13 protein-coding genes are annotated in these 17,888 nt (G+C 53.7%); 8 read left to right on the top strand and 5 right to left on the bottom strand.

Going from position 1 to position 17,888, the window contains the following annotated elements; genetic code table 11:
- Nucleotides 1–113: 113 nt before the first annotated feature.
- The 3 genes from LKH74_RS05305 to LKH74_RS05295 all read left to right on the top strand — a co-directional run bounded on the left by LKH74_RS05305 (nt 114) and on the right by LKH74_RS05295 (nt 7,145).
- Entirely contained in the window at nt 114–2,201 is a 2,088-nt protein-coding gene (locus LKH74_RS05305; protein WP_287788522.1) for a MucBP domain-containing protein, read from the top strand.
- Nucleotides 2,202–2,619: 418 nt separating this feature from the next.
- Nucleotides 2,620–4,833: a KxYKxGKxW signal peptide domain-containing protein gene (locus LKH74_RS05300; protein ID WP_287788521.1), complete on the top strand. Its 2,214-nt coding sequence runs from the start codon at nt 2,620–2,622 to the stop codon at nt 4,831–4,833.
- Between the two features lie 215 nt (nt 4,834–5,048).
- Nucleotides 5,049–7,145, top strand: coding sequence for a collagen-binding domain-containing protein (locus LKH74_RS05295; protein ID WP_287788520.1), 2,097 nt, complete (start codon nt 5,049–5,051; stop codon nt 7,143–7,145).
- A 160-nt stretch (nt 7,146–7,305) separates the two neighbouring features.
- Here the strand turns inward: LKH74_RS05295 and LKH74_RS05290 are convergent, their stop codons facing one another.
- Nucleotides 7,306–8,046 carry a sulfite exporter TauE/SafE family protein gene (locus LKH74_RS05290; protein ID WP_287788837.1) on the bottom strand — a complete coding sequence of 247 codons (741 nt, stop codon included), beginning with the start codon at nt 8,044–8,046 and terminating at the stop codon, nt 7,306–7,308.
- 127 nt (nt 8,047–8,173) lie between these two features.
- Here LKH74_RS05290 and LKH74_RS05285 point away from each other — a divergent pair, with 127 nt between their 5' ends.
- Entirely contained in the window at nt 8,174–8,902 is a 729-nt protein-coding gene (locus LKH74_RS05285) for an SDR family oxidoreductase (protein ID WP_287788519.1), read from the top strand.
- Nucleotides 8,903–9,561: 659 nt separating this feature from the next.
- Here the strand turns inward: LKH74_RS05285 and LKH74_RS05280 are convergent.
- Nucleotides 9,562–10,326 (bottom strand): glucose 1-dehydrogenase, encoded by a 765-nt coding sequence (locus LKH74_RS05280; RefSeq protein ID WP_287708562.1) that lies wholly within the window; start codon nt 10,324–10,326, stop codon nt 9,562–9,564.
- 171 nt (nt 10,327–10,497) lie between these two features.
- Here LKH74_RS05280 and LKH74_RS05275 point away from each other — a divergent pair, with 171 nt between their 5' ends.
- Both LKH74_RS05275 and LKH74_RS05270 read left to right on the top strand, forming a co-directional pair.
- Nucleotides 10,498–11,361 (top strand): SDR family oxidoreductase, encoded by an 864-nt coding sequence (locus LKH74_RS05275; protein WP_287708561.1) that lies wholly within the window; start codon nt 10,498–10,500, stop codon nt 11,359–11,361.
- Between the two features lie 44 nt (nt 11,362–11,405).
- On the top strand, nt 11,406–11,852 hold the full coding sequence (locus tag LKH74_RS05270) for an Rrf2 family transcriptional regulator (protein ID WP_135367345.1): 447 nt from the start codon (nt 11,406–11,408) through the stop codon (nt 11,850–11,852).
- A 306-nt stretch (nt 11,853–12,158) separates the two neighbouring features.
- Here the strand turns inward: LKH74_RS05270 and LKH74_RS05265 are convergent, their stop codons facing one another.
- The gene (locus LKH74_RS05265; RefSeq protein ID WP_287708560.1) at nt 12,159–12,452 is read right to left on the bottom strand and encodes a hypothetical protein; all 294 of its coding nucleotides are present in this window, start codon (nt 12,450–12,452) and stop codon (nt 12,159–12,161) included.
- Between the two features lie 504 nt (nt 12,453–12,956).
- Nucleotides 12,957–13,319: a winged helix-turn-helix transcriptional regulator gene (locus LKH74_RS05260; protein WP_287708559.1), complete on the bottom strand. Its 363-nt coding sequence runs from the start codon at nt 13,317–13,319 to the stop codon at nt 12,957–12,959.
- Here LKH74_RS05260 and LKH74_RS05255 point away from each other — a divergent pair.
- Together LKH74_RS05255 and LKH74_RS05250 are read left to right on the top strand one after the other, a co-directional pair.
- Nucleotides 13,299–14,654 carry an MFS transporter gene (locus tag LKH74_RS05255; RefSeq protein ID WP_287708558.1) on the top strand — a complete coding sequence of 452 codons (1,356 nt, stop codon included), beginning with the start codon at nt 13,299–13,301 and terminating at the stop codon, nt 14,652–14,654. The genes LKH74_RS05260 and LKH74_RS05255 overlap by 21 nt on opposite strands.
- Nucleotides 14,655–14,992: 338 nt before the next feature.
- On the top strand, nt 14,993–17,149 hold the full coding sequence (locus tag LKH74_RS05250; RefSeq protein WP_287708557.1) for a lectin-like domain-containing protein: 2,157 nt from the start codon (nt 14,993–14,995) through the stop codon (nt 17,147–17,149).
- Nucleotides 17,150–17,159: 10 nt separating this feature from the next.
- Here LKH74_RS05250 and LKH74_RS05245 read toward each other — a convergent pair whose 3' ends face one another.
- On the bottom strand, nt 17,160–17,810 hold the full coding sequence (locus LKH74_RS05245) for a TetR/AcrR family transcriptional regulator (RefSeq protein WP_287708556.1): 651 nt from the start codon (nt 17,808–17,810) through the stop codon (nt 17,160–17,162).
- Nucleotides 17,811–17,888: the final 78 nt, after the last annotated feature.

Below are 17,888 nucleotides of genomic sequence, written 5' to 3'. Positions count from 1 at the left end.
TTATAGTGTCTTTCTGACTTATTTTGTCGTATACTAATACCTAACTCGTTAGTGGTCTAGATGACTGAACGGGGAATTTAACCGGGGATGAGCAGAAAGTGGGGAATCTTTAAGTGGGTAAGAAACAACGAGAAAGTAGACGACTATTTACGGATAACGCTGATAAAAGTGTGATGCTTTCAACAATGGTACTGATGAGCGTTGGTTGGCAGTTGGGAATGACCACGCCGGCCTCAGCGGACCAGCAAGACGAACCGGCAGTTGGTCAGACGCAGGTACTAGATGATGAAGCGAGCAAGACGAAAATTGGTCCAACTTCTGATCAAGCGACAGCGACAACTGATGACGACGAGGACGAGACTGGTGGCGCGCAGGTACAGCTGACAACGGCGCTTACACCCGATACCGAGGCAGACCAGCCTGCGATTGCCCGGACGGCGGAACAGGTGATGACACCGCCCGTGGTGGCCGGAGAACAGCCGGATCAAGTGGGAACTTCGACGGATGAGTCGGCTGTGGCCGTTGTGCCGACGGGTATTCCAGTATCAACTGAACCTACTCCTGACCAGTCAGTTCCAGTTATGGCTTATGATGATCGAACGATTGATGAGTGGATGCCGAATCCGAGATTGCAAAAGGCAATTTTACGGACGCTACAGATAGGAGATAGAGATCAAGTAGATCCTCATCCAGATAGAACCTGGAAAAAAGTCACTGATATTACGCAACAGGACATGAGCCTGCTACGTGATGTGAGTATAATCGGGAGTTATCATTCGGATGGAATAAGCACTTATATTGATGGAAAAACTGAATTTTCACTAGAAGGATTAGAGTATGCCACAAATTTGGAAAGTATTGCGATGGGTGGAGGAGAACGAAACTATGCACCCTTTCAGATGCATGGTGACGTGGTTGATATTTCTCCTCTAGCTTATTTGTCTAAATTGAAAAAGATAAATTTGAGAAATAATCGTATTGAAGATATTTCGCCGATTCAGAACGTCAGTAAGTTAACACTACTTCTTTTAGATTACAATCACATAGTTGACTTTAGTCCATTGAAAGATCTTAAATCTAATGCAGAGACACGCTTTGATATGCAGTATGCGATTTTACCGCCAATCAGGGTGGATGCTCAGACTAGGAAGTATCATATGTTTTCCCCAGTTAAATTAGCGAATGGGGAAACGGTAAATCTGATGAGAATTCAGGATGATGCTTGCTTGGAAGAGGGGGAATTTTTACGACAAAATGTAAGGTATAATATTGTTGAGGAGGATTACCATACGTATTACCAGACATTGTTGAGAGAAAATATCGTTGTGGCTAACGATAGGAATGATTTATGGTTTCAAAATATTCCAGATCAACATTTGGGAGTAAATGATCCGGATGACGATTACCTAGTTGTATCACCAGATCAATATTATCTAGTAGCTGAAGCTGATATATCGAAAAAACAAGTAGAAGGTATCGATTTAGAGGGTAATCCGAGAGAGGGCTGGTACGTCATCCAACCCTACACCATCGCTCAGGCGGCTGGCCCCATCACCATCCATTACCAAGACCAATCCGGAAAGACTATAGCGCAAGACCAGAAACTGCCCCAGGGGTTTGTGGACGATGACTACAATGCTGAAGAGCTAGCGGTAAAAATTAAGGGATACACGTTGCAAACGCCATTGCCTGAAAATACCAAAGGTAAATACACCGCTGATCCGATTACGATTAAGTTCGTTTACCAGCAAGACCAGTCTAAGCCGACTCCCTCCAAGCCGCCAGTTGCTGGGGTGACGCCACCAGTGGCACCGGGGGTCGTCCCTCCAGCGACACCGGATCCGAAGCCAACTGTACCGACGCCCGTGACGCCGCCCACGGTGACTAAGCCAGCTGAACCGAATCAATCAGCCACACCGACGGCTACGGTTGAGTCAACGCCAACTGCGTATCAGGCGGGGACGGCCAGTGTGGTAGCGCCCGTGACACCCGTTAATCACGCCGGGGTCAGTGACGCGATAGCCGCGACGCCTGCACCGCAGTTACCACGCCGACTGGCGAGCTTTGATTTCCAGTCATCGTCGCAACGACCGCTCTTACCGCGAACCGGTCAGCACAAGAACCAACTGGCCTGGTATGGCGGCTGGGGACTTCTACTGGGCGTGGTGGGCCTTGTCTGGCGACACCGCAAACGTGAATAGATCTAATGAAGCATGCCAGAGACTTGGTGTGCTTCTTTTGCTTGTCAAAATGTGTCTAAGTTAATTCAGATAACAAATATAGGGTTGACGATTAGTCTAACGAAAGCGCTATCGAAACGGATTAGACAATTTACGTAATTCGCTGAATTTGTTGGGGAAATTGGCCTTGATTTTAGCGGTGACTAACTAGGTAAAACCTTTAATGAAACACCAACTAGTAGCCATCAAAAGAAATATTTTTCGAGAAAACAAGTAATTTGGGTAATTAGTTTTATCACCTGACAATTAAGCTTGATTTTCTTGCGAAACGGGATACAATAAGGGTGTAGAAAAGATTACCCACATTAACAGATGTGTAACGTAAAATTAAATGGCTAGGGCGATTGCAGCACATAAACTTCATTAGGGGGAAGTTATCATGCGGAATGAATTAGGGACAATGAAAGAGCACTACAAGAGCTACAAGGCAGGCAAACGCTGGGTTTTCGCATGCATCACGGTGATGAGTTTAGGTCTAGGACTCGTTGGTGCGGGCACCACGGCTCAAGCCGATGATGCGTCAGGTAATGACGCTTCGTCCAGCAATGTCCAACCAGCAAGCAATTTGCAAGATAAGCAACAGGTCTTAAAGACAACAACATCTTCAACGACCGAAGAAAGCGATGTTCAAAATGGTGCTGACAGTGACGTCGATTTCGACAATTCTGCCGACGATACGAACAGCGACGTCATCAATGGTGATCAAGAAAAGGATAACACTGGCGCACCGCAATCGGATGCTGATGTGAATGCTAGTTCAGACAAGGATAATGTTAACGACGAACCGGCACCACAAGCCCCCGTCGATAACCAGTCAGGACAAGCTGATGATGTTGTCGACGACACACCAGACACGGTCAAGGATGAAAGTCCTGAGAGCAATGTGGCTGGCAATACGGATAACACCACTGATAAGATCGATGAAACCGGTAACACTGACAAAATGGCGGTTAGCGACTTGAATACACCAGCTACTTACGACCCAGCGCGGCTTGCTCGGACTAGTCTAATGAAGACCGCTACTTCCAGCATTGACGGTGTGGATGCATCAGTTTGGATGCCGGATGCCAATTTGCGAGCCGCAGTTGAATACGATATCAACCGGTGGAATCAGGAGGGGGATGTCACGGTTACTGATGCTAACCTTTCTGAAAATCTGGCTCGCCTGAATTCCTTGACCATTAGCAATGCAGCTGGCATGCCAACGAGTCTGGAAGGGTTACAGTACTTTACCCGATTGGGAATGCTTGAAGTAAATGGTGACTTACCGGCCGATGGTTGGATTGACTTCTCGTTTGCTAAGAACTTGAGCATTGTCTACATCACTGACAGCGCGCTGAATGGCGTCGATTTTCCAACTTTCTTTAAGCAAACCTTTGGTAACAACCCAGAACTGATGATCTTAAGCATCACGCATTCTGGCATGACCGGTAATCTGCCAGACATCACAAATTATCACAACCTGCAAAACTTTACCGTGACGAATGCCAACTTGACGGGGACTTTAGCGGATCTCGGAAGTTCCACTAGTCTGAAGACGTTGATGCTGGGTTACAACCAGCTGACCGGTAATTTAAGCGGCATTGACAACTTTCCTAATTTGGCGTCATTGTACGCGGCGGACAATAATCTGTCCGGCGATTTGACCGACATGAGTCATTACACGGGAACGTTATATTTACCAGACAACCACTTAACTTCTGGAGTACAAAATCAAAAAGGCTATGCCCAAGGGCTCTCCAGCATGGACTTCCAAACGGTCACCGGTCCAACCTACACGTTGACGTCCAAGAATCGTGAAATTGATCCGGTGGCTGGTGTCATCGCTGGGGTTCAAGATGCAACGGGGGCCATTGTCACGGACGACCCGATGATCGTTTACAATCCGGGGACTGCTGGCGAATACTTTAAGATCGTTACCACCAGTAATGGCGGGTTCAAGTTGCAGGCCATCGGGGATGTGCCGGACGGCGATTACACGCTGACGGTCATCAACAAGAAGACCTATCAATACGGCGTTAACCTGACTTTCACCGTTAAGAATGGCGAGGACCCCGCTGACCCAGACACGACTGATCCGGATACTAAGGATCCCGACACCGACACCACCAACCCTGGCGGTACGACCACGCCAGACACCACTAACCCGGACACGACGCCAACGACGCCGGACACCACGACGCCGGATACGCTGGTCACTGGTGGCGACGCGGATGAAATCGTTGCGCCAACCACAGATGACACGGTCACGCCGTTAACTGGCGGGGATGGTGCCACCATCGATACCACGACACCGGCTGCCAAAACCACGACCCAATCAGCCGGGCAAGCCGACCGCGTGGTTAAGAACACGACTAAGCGAAACGGTCAGCCGGTCAGTCTAGTGGCCAAGAACAGTGCCCGTGTTGTGCGGGGCACCAAGGCACCGGTGGCTCACCAACCAGCCGCCGCGAGCCGTCTGGCTGCCAAGCGGACTGCGACCCCAACGACGTTACCACAAACCAACGAGCAGAATAGCGCTGAGCTGATTGCTGCCGGCGTAGCAGTTGCCTTAGCAACGTTAGGGATGGGCGTGAAGGCCCGTCGTCACTAATTAGATAAATGGATTCATCACGAGTGGTCCAACGAAAATTTTCGTTGTGGTCACTCTTTTTTTGCCCATTTCTATCCAATTTCATCAATGTGGTGAACTACCGGACAACTAAGCAATTTTTGTTTAAAATAATTAGCGAATTGTGTTGATTGTTGCCGCCGGGAGGACGAAAATAGGGGTGGAGTCTTATTGGGAAAGGTAGGGATTAAATCAATATGGAAACGAAACGGACGCACTTTAAAATGTACAAGAGTGGCCGTCGCTGGGTCTTCGCCTGTGCTGTGCTGTTAGTCACGCTGGGTGCCGGGACCACGGTGACCGCCAACGCCGATGTTGCTGGGGCTAGCTCTAGCAGCAGTTCAGTGGTCAGCGGGGAAAGCAGCAGTAGTGAAAGTAGCGCTACCAGCTCGTCTGCAAGCGACCCTTCAGCCACGTCTGCCACTAGTTCTAGTGAAAGCAGTGAATCATCAAGCCAATCTAGTGACTCTAGTGAATCGTCAATCGATGCGTCGAACACGGCTGAATCAGATGTCCAGTCTAGTAACGCGAAGAAGACGACCAGCGTCAAGGCGGCCGCATCGGTCAATAAGAAGTCACTGACGACACCGAAGTCCTTGAAGGTCGATCACAGTTTGAAGCAGTCCATCAAGCAAACGGTGAAACAGGCGACCGCACCAAAGCGGTATGACCACGCCAGCTTAAGCCAAATCGCTAAGGCCGCAGCCAATTCGTCGAAAGTCCAATCCATCAGCAACTTACTACATAAGCTCGCCGGCACCAACGCGACGGCTGCCGCGGTGACGCCTTATGCTGACACCGGGATTCAAGCCGGCGGTAGTGTTTACGATGACTACCCAGACCTGGACAACATCTTAGGTGTCTCCTCCGTCTTCCACATTTTTGCGCGGGAGGCCGAATTGAACGCCCACACCAACGGGAACATTGCCGTGCAAAACCTGATTGGGAACGTCAACTTTGGGACCAACATCATTGAAGAATTGTTGGACAAGGATATTTCGTACATCCAAAATGTCACCAACATTGCCAACAGTTCCTTCGTTTCCGGTGGGGACACGCGGAGCAACAAGGTCGTCTTCGGGGAAGGCATTACGATCGACATCAGCAATCCCAACCGGCCGATGATCAACGGCGAATACATTGACCACCTGCTGGCCAGTGAAGTTTACCAAGACCAAAATGGCCAAACCTACATTGATTTCGACGCCGAATTTGCGAAACTGAAGGCCCTAAATGAATCGTTGGCCAACCAGTCCAGCAATGCGACGTTTAGCAACAGTGACTTTGACGACCAGAACAACCGGGTCATCGACATCACGAACATGACGCCTAACGAAAACAACCAGATCGTCATCAACCTGACGCCGGACGTATTGAACAGCGACACGCCGCTGACCATCTACGGCCTGTCACCAGACGCTGACGGGACCACGGTCATCATCAACGTGGACACCGGTGGCAACGACGACTACAACGTGAACTCCCAAATTAAGGTCTTCTACAGTGATGGGACCGAACGGAACAACCACGAAACGGAAGACTTTGGGGACAACCATTTGCTGTGGAACTTCTACAACAGCCAGGCCAGTGACAAGCAATACACCGGGACGCTGGACTTCAAGAAGGCCTTCCAAGGCAGTATCTTGGCACCATCCGCTGACGTGATTGCCGATGCCAACATCGACGGTAACATTATTGCCGACAGAGTGGTGGTCAACGCGGAAACCCACCGTTGGGACCTGCAAGACAACAAGGACAATGAAGAAGACGTCGACGACGAAGAGAATGACTTCGAAATTCCCGTCCACCCCGGCATCGAAGTTCCTGGCATCCCCACGTATCCAGAAGAACCTGACACTGAAAATCCTGACACGGAAACGCCAGGGACCGAGGAACCGAATGTCGTTGATCCCGACACCGAAGAACCCGAAGAGGATAACGGTGGCGAAGAGGACTTGACCTACGAACACGAGCACCCCGACTACTCCGAGGCAGAAGCCGAAGACTTTGAAGACGACTTGATCAACTTTGAAGAAAACGGTGATGTTGCTGGCGAAGAGGCCTTGTTGAACAAGGTCGACGCCGCCATCGCTGCAGCTCGGGCCAAGGGGGATACCGAATTGGTTGCCCAACTCGAATCCGTCCGCAACAACATCTTGCGCGCCCTAGGCTTGAGCGACGGCCTGCCACAAACCGGTGAGGCCAATGAAAACTGGCTGAGCGCGGTCGGCTTCGTCTTGGCCGGCACCTTGCTGGCGACCGGCGTGGCAGTTGACCGGAAGCGGCGGTATTAATCCTCTACTAGTACTAACGAAATCCAATCGCGATTTGTAACCCCCTAATTGGTGGAAAAACTGAACGATTGCTGACAAACGTTGGTCTAGCAACGTTTTAACTATAAAAAAATGACCTTGCCTCATCACGTTCACGCGGTGGGTCAAGGTCATTTTGGGATTAAAAGAGCATGCGCACGCCCATGAAAATCAGCAGGACGCCCATGAACGGCTTGAGGTAATAGTTGAGTTTGGCCGGATCCACGTGCATCAACAGTCTTGGCGCACACAACGCGCCCAGGACAGCACCGATCATCAGCCAGATGCCGACCTGCCAGTCGATGTTGTTGGCTGACAGGTGAAAGAGCAGACCCACCAGCGACGTTCCGACCAGCACGTAAGAGGAGGTCGCCGCGGCCGGCAACATGTCCAGCCCCAAGACCAACAGCCCCGCGATGATGGGACCGCCGCCACTCAGGCCCGCGACGCCGACCATGATCCCGCTCAACATGCCGTAGATGGCGGCCTGAGCACTTTGATGGCGGGGCGCCTTGGCCTTGGTCATGAAGAAACGTTTGATCAGCACCTGCACGCCGAGTCCCGCCAAAATGAGGGCGACGATCCAGGTGTAGATGTCGTTGGGGATGTACGGCGCTACCAGCGCACCCACCACCGTGGCGGGGATGGCCGTCAGCAGCATTTGGTTGCCGACCTTAAAATGAATCTGGCCGGTGCGGTAATGGCCGTAGGCACCCACCACCAACGATGGAAACGCCGTGAACAGCGACGTGGACGCGGCGACCGCGGGCGCCAACCCGAAGACGCTGGTCAACAGGCCCAGATAAATAGCCGCACCGCCGCCCCCAGTTGAGAGGACCAACAGTCCCACTAGAAATCCAATTATCAGAAAAACTAACCACATCATTTACCCAATCGTCTCCTTATCGACTTATCCTGTTAACTAGTGTAACGATAACGGAATGGGTCGTCAATTTGTGACCATTGTTGTATGATGGCTGGTAAAGACAAAAGAATGGTAGGTGCGTAAAATGAAGTTGACACAACAGCGAATTTTAATTGTCGGAGGCACATCGGGATTTGGCGAAACGGTCGCCGGCCAGGCCTTACAGGCGGGGGCGAGCGTGCACGTGATTGGCCACAGCCAGGCCCACGTGGATGCCGCGTTGACGCGACTCCAGTTATCGGGAACGGACGCAACGGGCACCGCGCTCGATGCGCAGGACCCGCACCAGCTGGCGGTCTTCTTTGCGTGTCAGCCGAAATTTGACCACGTCCTGTCCTTTTTAGGCGGGGCCATGGGCGGTGGCTTTTTGGACAACGATGTGGCCACCATTCGTCAGGCTATCGAGGATAAATTTTTCGCCAACCTCCAACTGGCCAAGGCGGCGGTCGGGCATTTAAACGAACACGGTTCGCTGATTTTTACCTCCGGCGCGGGCGGTCATCCGGATGACGCATCTGGGGCCATCATCGGCAATCAGGCCATCAATACCATGGTGGCGGGCTTAGCGGTCGAATTGGCGCCAGACTTCCGGGTCAACGCGGTCGCACCAACCTGGACGCCGACAGGCTTGTGGCGCCAGTTGAGCGCCGAGCAAGTGGCCCAGCAGGCACAGGATTTTGCGCAGGGCGTGCCGCTGAAACGCGTGGCCACCCAGGCAGAAGTCGCTTCGGCCTATCTGTACCTGATGGAAAATGATTTCGTCACGGGACAGGTGCTCCACGTGGATGGCGGCGTGGACCTGGGCGTGCGGTAGTGGGGAAAGTCTGGGATGTGGTCTCAGGCTTTTTTTGTTTGGCGTGGTTGGGGAGCTTTTTTGTGGTTGGGTTGGTTCAGTGCGTTCAAGATATTTTCGCCATTTTATCCCGGTCCTGGCAGCCTCTGAAACGTGCTCCGCGAACCAGACTCCTGCGCTTAGAAAAATAAGGTGCCCCTATTTGGTGATGGTTCTTTGTGGTTAGACTGGTTTAGTGCGTTCGAGATATTTTCGCCATTTTATCCCGGTCCTGGCAGCCTCTGAAACGTGCGAAAAAGGACAGGTCCCTGCGCTTAGAAAGCCCCAGAACTCCTGCCCGGCGACAGTTCTTTGTGGTTAGACTGGTTTAGTTTGTTCAAGATATTTTCGCCATTTTATCCTGGTCCTGGCAGCCTCCGAAACGTGCAAAAGCGGGCAGGTCCCTGCGCTTAGTAAAAATAAGACCTCCTGCCCGGCGATGGTTCTTTATGGTTAGGTTGGTTCGGTGCGTTCAAGATATTTTTGCCAGACTATCCTGGTCCTGGCGGCCTCCGAAACGTGCTCCGCGAACCAGACTCCTGCGCTTAGAAAAATAAGGTGCCCCTATTCGGCTTTGCCGAATAGGAACACCTTATTCCTCTAATGCTCAGAGTCTAAGCGGTTCGCTCCGCACTCTTATCTTAATAACTAGTCCACCCGCCATCAACCGGCACAACCGTTCCGTTTACGTAACTGGCTGCGTCTGAGCAGAGGAATAGGGCCGTTTGGGCGATTTCGTCGCCGGTTCCTGGTTCTGGGGACAGTGGCATGCCGACGCTTTGGCGTTCCATGCCTTCCTTGTCGACGCCCTTCATGGATTCGGCAATGTTGGTCTTGATGCCACCCGGCGCGATGGCGTTGGTCCGGATGCCCATGTTTTCGTACATGTACGCCGTGTTCTTGGTCAGGCCGACCACCGCGTGCTTAGAAGCCGTGTAAGCCGCACCGGCGCGGCCACCACCGATACCGCCCACGGAGGCGATATTTAAGATGACGCCAGATTTTTGTTTGGTAAAGAGCTTCAAGGCCTCCCGCGTTGCCAGCATCACGCTGGTCGTGTTGACCGTCATCACGCGGTCCCACAACTCGTTGGTCAGCGTGCCGACCGGGGCCATGTTATCCATGATACCGGCGTTGTTGACTAAGATGTCCAGGTGACCAAAGCTATCAACGGCCTTTTGGACCATGGCGACCACATCGGCTTCCTTGGTAACGTTGGTGACCGCGGCGACGGCATCATTGCCGGCGTCGGTGATGGCCTTAACCACTTCGTTGAGACGGTCTTCGTTGATATCGGCGGCCACGATTTTGGCGCCTTCCTTGGCAAATAATTCCGCCATGGATTTCCCCATGCCGGAGCCGGCACCCGTGATAATGGCCACTTTTCCTGCTAATTGTTGACCCACGTCACTCACTCCTTAGTGAAAATATTTTAGGCTTAATTACCTAATCCTTATTATATTCTTTTACTTAACAGAAAGCGCTTAATATGCTGGGAAATGAGTCAAAATGTTTGTAAGCAGTCACCATCCATGTAACAATAAAAGTAACATCAAAAAGTAAGGGAGTTTTGCCAAATGAAATATGTGATTACCGGTGCGACCGGCCATTTAGGTAGCCAAATCGTCGACCAACTGGCGCAGCGCGTGTCCGCGACTGAAATCACCCTCGGGGTCCACACCCCAGCCAAGGCCCAGACGTTTGCGAAGCAGGGGATGACCGTTTTGCCGCTGGATTATCGCGAGGCTGATAGCCTGGTGGCCAGCCTGCGAGATGCCGACGTGGCCATTTACGTGCCCAGCAAGAGCCATGATAGTTTCAGCCGGGTCACGGAGTTTGAAAATGTGATTGCGGCCGCGCAAACGGCGCAAGTCCGTCATCTAATCGTCATGGGCTTCATCGCTGACCAGGCCGATAATCCGTTTGACCTGTCGGCGTTCTACGGCTACGTGCCGCGGCGCTTGGCGGCATCGGGGTTGTCATACACCATTTTGCGCAATGCCCTATACGCCGATCCGCTGGTGCCGTATCTGCCCGAGTTGATTGACCGCCACAACGTCATCTACCCGGTGGGAGACGCGTCGTTGAGCTTCATTAGTCTGGCCGACAGTGCGGCCGCCTTTGCGCAGGTCGCCGTCACGCCGCGGCTGTGGACGAAACCCGTTTACACGCTGACGCAGGAACGTTCTTACACCATGCCAGCGCTGGCCCAGGTGCTCAGCCAAGTCTCCGGAGAAGCCATCAGTTACGCGCCGGTCACATTGGCCCAATTTGCCACGATGTATGACCAGGGGCACGAGGGCCACATGCTGGCGTCGATGTATGCCGGCGGGGCCAAGGGCTTACTGGCCACGGTCACAGACGATTATCGGCAAATCATGGGCCACCCCGCCCAATCGCTGCCGGACTTTTTGACGGCAGCCCTTGCAGCTAAAAGTTAAGCGGGTATAATGGTTCGATGAATACTGGTGAAGGGGGTCTGCTTGTGCGTTACTCGCATAAATTAAGTGATGCGGTTCATATTTTGGCGTACATTGCCATTTGTCATGATGGTGATTTGTCGAGCACGGCGATTGCGGCCAGCGTGGAATCCAATCCCGCGCTGGTGCGACGCCTGATGGGCGCGTTGCGGCGGGCGGGCCTGTTGGCGACGCAGCAAGGGTCGGCAACGCCCAAGTTAGCGCGGCAGCCAGCAGCCATTTCCCTCTTTGACATTTACCAAGCGGTCGAGGGCACCGGCAACCTGTTGCACGTTGACGACAAGACCAACCCACACTGCATCGTGGGTGGCAACATTCAGGATACCTTGCGGGCGGCCTACGCCGAGGTCCAAACGGCGGCCGAAGCGCAGATGAAAACCATCACGCTGGCCCGCTTGATCGGTGATATTTTGACGCGGGAACGCGCGAAACGGGGACCGGCCGCAGACTGAGTGAGTCGTGTTTGTGGGGGGCGCCGAATGGCTTGCAGCAAGTTAAATTAAAAGTTACCGGACGATGATGTATCCGGTGAGGTTGTTTTGCAAAAGCCACTCATGGAGAGTGGCTTTTTTAATACAAACCAAAGCCCCTGACCGGCGCAATCTACTGGTCAGGGGCTTTGGCATCTTTAGGTTGAGAGGAATTTCGCAAACGGCCAGTCATTTTGAGGGGGAGGGGTGGCCGTTAAAAAATAGACAAGGGATGAAGGGGTAGTCATGCAGCGCAGGGGTTAGGCGCTCAGCGGACTAAGCGGTTACTTATTTGAGTTGGCCGTCATGATGCTGCTGGTCGAGATTCAGGGCACTGGCATCGACCGCCGTTTGCACCTGACTGGAGATTTGCGTCGTCGTGACGTGCTTGTGTAGTTTAATGGTCGTGGGCCGAATTTCCGGTTGCGCTTGCTTCTTTAAGGCCACGGTTGGTTGCGCTACGGCTGGTGCCGGCGTCGTGGTCGTCGTCGCGGCCGAAGCCCCAGCGGACGTTGCCAGTAAGGTCGTCACCGTCATCGCACCCAGCATTACCTTCGTCATCATCGTTTTTAAATTAGTCATGGTCACCACTCCTCAAATTGTTTGGCGTTTCGCTTTCGATATATTAGTTATACCATCTGCCAGCGCGAAGAGCTTGAACGCACGCTAAAGGTTGCCTGTGAATTTCTTAGGTTTGACTTAGGAAACGTTGAGAATGCCGCTAGGACGGCGATAATGGCCACCGCGTTCCGCCTACCGTAGTGCTAAATATGAGCCGGAACGCGGTGGCGAACGGGCGAGCCAAAGGGCGGTCTCGTCCCTCGCTTTGAGCCGCAGCCTCCCGTCTCAAAGACGCCGAAAAGCGCTGCTAAGGGAATCGCACGGCTGAGCTCATATTTAGCACCACTCTCGGCTGCGTTGGTGATTGGCCCGCAATGCCGTCGTTGATGACAGGTGAGAAATTTTCCACAAGCCTGTCATCAGTTACGCCACGAAGCCGAAAACTAGCAGGCTCCCTCATTGGCAGCCGCAGGAGACTGATTTCTACAATTTCCACGGTAGGCGGAAGTGAACACACTTGGCCAGCTATACGTCGTCGCGGCTGAGGAGGGTGATGGACTCGCCAGCGGCCTCGCGGCGGTCGATGTTGTCCTCGCCCCAGACGCACAGCTCGTGCAGAATGCCGGATAGCGACTGGCCATAGTCTGTCAACGAGTATTCGACCTTGGGCGGCACCTGCTTGTACACGCGTCGGGCGACGATGTTCGCCGCTTCCAGTTCGCGGAGCTGTTGTGTCAACATTTTTTGCGAAATTTGCGGGATGGCTCGGGCCAATTCTCCGGTGCGCATGGTGTGGTGGCGCAGATGACATAAAATAATGGATTTCCACTTGCCGCCAATGATTTCCATCGTGGCTTCGACGCCAATGTGATAAGTTTTTGTGGGCATGAAACGGCCTCCTGTTCAATTATTACCTTTTGGTGGGTAGGGCACTTTAAAGTCGGTTCTTGTGCCTGGGTTGCTAACCAGTATAATCATTATCTATCACGTAAGCAACCAAAAACCAGGGAGGTCATTATGACTAAAAAAATTTCACCGGCGATGACGCTTTTGGCGTTGGCCATCAGTGCCTTTGCCATCGGCTCCACGGAGTTCATCAGTGTGGGGCTCATGCCCTTATTAGTTCAGAGTTTTCACGTTAGTTTAGCGCAGGCGGGGTTAACGGTATCCGTCTACGCCTTGGGCATTATGGTCGGCGCGCCGGTCATGACGCTCCTGACTGGACAGATCAACCGGCACACCTTGATGGTTATCATCATGTTACTGTTTATTCTCGGCAATTTAGTCGCCGCCTTCGCCCCAGTCTTTAGTATCTTACTGGCGGGACGGGTAATTGCGGCACTGGCTCACGGCATCTTCATGACCGTGGCGTCCGTGATTGCGGCCGATGTTGTGGCGCCGTCCAAGCGGGCCTCGGCCATCGCGGTGATGTTTACGGGACTGACGGTCGCCACCGTGACTGGCGTGCCACTGGGGACCATGATCGGTCAGCTGGGGGGCTGGCGGTGGTCATTTATCTTCATCAGCCTCATCGGGGTGCTGGGGTTATTAGCAGACTTCCTGCTGGTGCCTCGCAACCTGCCGTTGCCTAGCAAGGCGACAGCCCGCGGCATTCTGCGGGTCTTGGGCAATCCCCAACTGCTGGTCGCCTTGTTAGTGACCGCGTTGGGCTATGGCGGCACCTTTGTGGCCTACACCTACCTGTCTCCACTGCTGGAACAAAAGATGGGCTGGTCCGCCAGCGCCGTCGTGGTGATTTTGGTCGTTTACGGGCTGATGGTCGCCTTGGGCAACACCATGGGCGGTCGCTGGGCCAACGCCAAGCCACTCGCAGCCTTGTTGAAAATGTTCACCGGCCTCTTCGTCACGCTGCTGGTCTTGTCCGTGACCGCCAATAGTCAGTGGCTGGGCCTCCTGACGGTCCTGGTCATGGGGTTCTTTGCCTTCATGAACGTGCCTGGTCTCCAACTGTACATCGTTCAGCTGGCAGAAAAATACACGCCGCAAGACATCACCATGGCCTCGGCGCTAAATATCGCGGCCTTCAACGTCGGCATTGCGCTGGGCTCCGGTATCGGCGGTCAGGTGACCAGTCACCTCGGCCTGGGCTGGACGCCACTCTTCGGGGCCGGCATGGTCGCCTTGAGCATTGGCCTGACGCTGTGGCTGATTCGGTTGGCACGGCCGGTCAAACGCTTGATTCACAAGTTTAACCAATATTAAGTTAAATGCTTACCAGTGCAACGACTGGTCAAAAACCACCGGCAATCCTTCGAAAAGTGATTGTCGGTGGTTTTTGGTGTGGGGGGACTTTTTAGGGACGCTTGGGGGTGCCTGTTCGGGACGACGGTGACCAGAAACCTGATACCACCGCGGGATAACGTTGGTAAAGGTCCCCAGCAGTTGTCGGGGTGCAACTATCCGCGGTGTAGCGGGAATACGGCCATTTATAAAGAATATAATATTTAAATAATTATAACGATAAATTTAAATTGTGATAATGACTGGGCTTGGGTATACTCCGAATCATGAATGCCGACTTAAGATGAGGAGGAACCACGATGCGAAAGCAATGGTTAATGGGGCTAATCGCTGGTGCTGGCCTACTGACCGGGACAGTGACTGGTCAAGCGGCGACTAAAGCCGTTGGCGACGCAGACCTACAACATGCCGTGGCGACGGCGCCCCAGGGGATTCCATTAGATAATTTATTTTCAATCAGTGGTGAGGATAACTTCACCAAGCTGATTGACTCGCCGTTGGTCGACCAGTCCATTGCCCAGATTACGCGGGACAATCCGACCACTAAGGATGTGCAGGCCGGGGCGATTTGGTCGAAAACGGGGCTAACGCGGATGAATAATCAGTTTGATACCAGCCAGGATACTGATATTTCGATGTGGCTGTACTTTGGAAATAAGGGGGCGGCCGCAGCCGAGGGAATGGCCTTTGTCTTACAGAATTCTGCCGATAAAGCCTGGGCCATCGCTGGCGGCGGTGAGGCCCTAGGCGTGTGGGGCAATGACCGCGGGGGCCATGGGAGCGACATTGTGGCCATGACCGCCATTGAGAACAGTTGGGCGCTGGAATTTGATACCCACGTCAATCGCAATCCCCAGTTTGGGGCGGCCGATGCGTTTGATAGCGGTGAAATCGTTCGTGACGGCATGCACATCGGGAGTGGTTACCCCGGTCTGGCGACAACTTATCAACAGCTGGGGAATGGGAACTACTATTCGAGACTCAACCACACCCAACCCAAGGCTGTCGCCAACTTCGCCGACGGCCAGTGGCACCACCTCTCGCTTTCGTGGAACGCTGCCGAAAAGCAGATGACCTACCGCTACAACGACCGCGATGCGCGAACGAATGCGGCTCGCTTTGGCATGGATGTCGTCCAAGACACCGTGGCCGTTGACCCCAGCAAGCTCGGGGCGACGGCGGCTAGACCGAATGTCTACTGGGGTGTCACCGGATCGACCGACGCGCAACGAAGCGAAAATGGCCTGGTCCTGATCGACAGTTCCGACACGCTGGGCCAGGTGAACGCCACGGCCACGTTGACCAATACCACGACCCACCAACAGCTCACGACCGACAGTCGCGTGGCACCGGGCGACCAGCTGACGTATCGCTACACGTTTGACTACGATGCCGCGACCAGTCAGCAAGACATCCAGCCGTTGACCATGGACATCCCGTTGCCGCAACCGCTACAGGTGACTGGCGGGGGCGTTAGCTACAACGGCGGTCCCATCAGTGAACCCTTCAGCGCAGCGGAAATGCAAGCCGTCACGCTTCACAAGACCTGGCGTCAAAAGCTAGACGCCACCCATCATCAGGCCACGGTGACAGTCACGGGGACCGTGCCGTCCGTCAGCCACAATGTGCCCATCGCCGCTGTCAACGCGCGGTTCTACGGGCCAAACTACCAAACGCAACTGCCGCTGCCCCGCGTACAGATTCAGGCCGCCGTGGGACTCAAGTTGACTAATCTGGGGCCCGCGACTCAACAGCTGGGCCATCATGAGGATGCTCGGCTGCGGCTCCAATTGACCAATCAGGGCCAGCCCTTTGCCGTCGATGAGCTGGCCAATTACCAGGTGCGCGGGCGACTCAACGGCCAGGCGCTACCCGTCGATGCGTTGCAGGCGACGTGGCCAGCGGGGCAACCAGTGGGGACGCTGGCGCTCACGTTGCCGGCCGAGCGGTTGCGGGTTGGCGACAACCAATTGGTCCTTCAAGCCGTCGATCGCCACGATGCGGTCACCACGTCCAATCCCGTGACCCTCACCTTGAAGCGGGGGCCCGGCACCCTGGGCTTTGCCGAGGTTTCTAATCAGGCGGACTTTGTGACGACCCAATTGACCGGGAGCGCGCAACGCATCCACCGCCAACCCGACTGGCGGCTCAGTGTTGCGGATGAGCGGGGACCCCAACAACATTGGAAATTGCTGGTGCGCCAACGAGAAGCGTTTCAAACGACCACCGGCCAACTGTTAAGCGGGCAACTGTGGTTTGCGTGGGGCAACCAGAGCCAGCCCATCAGCGCCAGTGACACGTTGATTGCGACGCACACCACGCAAAGTGATGCGGACCTGGTCGACGTGAGCGGCCACTGGCAAGCCGACACGGGCCCACTGTTGACCATCAACAGCGACACGCTAGCCGGCCAGTATCATGGCACGCTAGAATGGCGGTTACAAGATACCCCGTAAGTGCCAATGACTAGGGCTGTAAAACTTTTTCCAGTTCGGCGACCAAATAGGTAGCTTCAACGTCATCGTCCCAATCGCGGTCGGGGAAGAGCACGTAGCGGTCGAGCACGTAGCCCACGACGACGGCAATCATGTAGCGAAAAATCTCGTTGAACGGCCAGTCGATGATGATGTGATTTTTCTGTAGCGTCAAAATCGTGTCCTTGAAGGCGGCAATCAGTTCGTTGCGCGCCGTTTCGATAAATTGGGTTCGCAACGTTTCGTTGTAGAGCAGTTCGCTAAAGAAGACCTTGATGGCATCTTGGTTGTTGGCGGCAAAGGCCATGCGGTTGCGGACGAAGAAGTCGAGAAAGTCGTGCAGGTTGGCAGCGGGGTGGTTGAGCGTTTCGCGCTTGAACTCCGCTTCGACATCGGGGATGATCTCGTGAATGATCGGCTCCAAGGCCGCCCGTAAGATGTTGGCCTTGGATTTGAAATACTTGAACATCGTGCCTTCGGATTGGTGCGCCGCCGCGGCAATCTGCCGGGTGCTGGTATTGGCATAGCCTTGTTCCGCGAAGAGTTGAATGCTGGTGATCAAGACGTCTTTTTGTTTTTGCGTGAGGTCCGGGTTGGCCTGAATGACCTCGGGGAACTCGTCTAAGATTTTTTTATTGGGCATGAAACTACCACCTTTTCTGAATGTGACGGATATGAAATTGACTTGTTTGGATTGAAATTGTTAAATCAGGGGTTACGT

This window comes from Levilactobacillus sp. (assembly GCF_022646225.1).
Lineage (GTDB): Bacteria > Bacillota > Bacilli > Lactobacillales > Lactobacillaceae > Levilactobacillus > Levilactobacillus suantsaiihabitans.
The sequence above is the reverse complement of the archived record's forward strand: the minus strand, read 5'-3'. Positions and strand labels throughout refer to the sequence as shown.